This window comes from Paenibacillus sp. TAF43_2, from assembly GCF_052113545.1.
GTDB lineage: Bacteria > Bacillota > Bacilli > Paenibacillales > Paenibacillaceae > Pristimantibacillus.
The window spans coordinates 1-1,246 of sequence record NZ_JBFRDK010000381.1 but is presented as its reverse complement, the minus strand read 5'-3'; the positions used below and the strand labels follow the sequence as shown (position 1 = coordinate 1,246).

The following is a 1,246-nucleotide window of genomic DNA, read 5'->3' as shown; positions in this document are numbered from 1 at the left end:
GTGCAATCCGTTCAATCCATTGTAAGCCGCAATGTGAACCCGCTGCATCCGGCAGTGGTGACTATCGGTTCTTTCCAAGCAGGTACGACCAATAACGTCATTGCGGAACGTTGCAGACTAAAAGGAACTGTCCGTTCGTTTGACGAACAGACGAGAATGATGATACATGACCGGCTCAAGTCGCTTGTTACGCATATATGCCAAATGCATGGCGCTGAATTCGATTACCAGATGAGGATTGGCTATCCACCCGTCGTAAACGATGATGAAGAGGCTGAGCGATTCTTCAAGGTGGGTGAAACGCTGTTCGGTGAAAGCGCGGTTGTGCGTTCGGAAGCCATTACGGTTGCAGAGGATTTTTCTTATTACTTGGAAAAAGTGCCAGGCTGCTTTATGTTTGTTGGTGCTGGCAATGAGAGCTGCGGTGCAACGTATGCGCATCATCACCCTAAATTCGACATTGACGAGAGAGCGATGCAGCGGGCAGCCAGGCTTCTGATTGGTATGGCTGAGGAATATGCGACTGGATTTGTTTCATCCGAGTAAGAGCGGATGCTCAGGTTCTAAAAAGGTTATGCTAAACCTCGTAACTTATAATCGAGGAGGTATTTCAGCTGAAAACGTTAAAACAAATTATGTCGACAGATTGTGTCACAGCGACTTTGGTTGATAATGTATACGAGGTTGCTGTAAAAATGAAGGAACATGATATTGGATTTATTCCAATTGTAGACGGCAGGAAGCTGATAGGTGTAGTCACTGATCGAGATATAGTCGTAAGAGGATATGCAGAGAAGCATCCTGGCTCAGCTGCAGTTGCTGAGGTAATGAGTACGGATGTGGCTACGATAACTTCTGACGCATCTCCCGATGAGGCAGCGGAGCTGATGGCATCTAAGCAGATACGCAGACTTCCGGTTGTGGATGATGGAGAGCTAGTAGGAATACTGGCAATCGGAGATCTTGCTGTTCGAGATATATTTGCGGATGAAGCCGGGGAGGCGCTTAGCTCAATTTCGGAGCAAGAGTATTCAGCATCCCCTCCAACGGTTCATTAATATAAATAAGGCTGTCCGAGCGCGCTGTTAAACGCGCTTTGAACTGCACCCCGTCAAGTAGACAATACAAATAATAAAACCTGTTAAACGGCCTTAGTCCTAAACTCCATTGGACTGAGGCCGTTTAGTTTTGCCTGTAATCGTTCGTTATTGTAAAAGTGGATGTAGGCTTCAATGTCCCGTTCAAG

Annotated in this window: 3 protein-coding genes; 2 read left to right on the top strand and 1 reads right to left on the bottom strand. The window is 46.5% G+C overall.

From position 1 onward, the window contains the following. Both AB4Z17_RS33550 and AB4Z17_RS33545 read left to right on the top strand, forming a co-directional pair. A partial coding sequence (locus AB4Z17_RS33550) for a M20 metallopeptidase family protein (protein WP_441964777.1) occupies window positions 1-546 on the top strand: 546 nt, incomplete at its 5' end. A gap of 89 nt (window positions 547-635) precedes the next feature. After that, a complete protein-coding gene (locus tag AB4Z17_RS33545) occupies window positions 636-1,058 on the top strand; it encodes a CBS domain-containing protein (RefSeq protein WP_441909547.1) in 423 nt (140 codons plus the stop codon). 83 nt (window positions 1,059-1,141) lie between these two features. Here the strand turns inward: AB4Z17_RS33545 and AB4Z17_RS33540 are convergent, their stop codons facing one another. Beyond that, complete coding sequence (locus tag AB4Z17_RS33540) at window positions 1,142-1,234, bottom strand: IS3 family transposase (RefSeq protein ID WP_441880815.1); 93 nt, start codon at window positions 1,232-1,234, stop codon at window positions 1,142-1,144. Window positions 1,235-1,246: the final 12 nt, after the last annotated feature.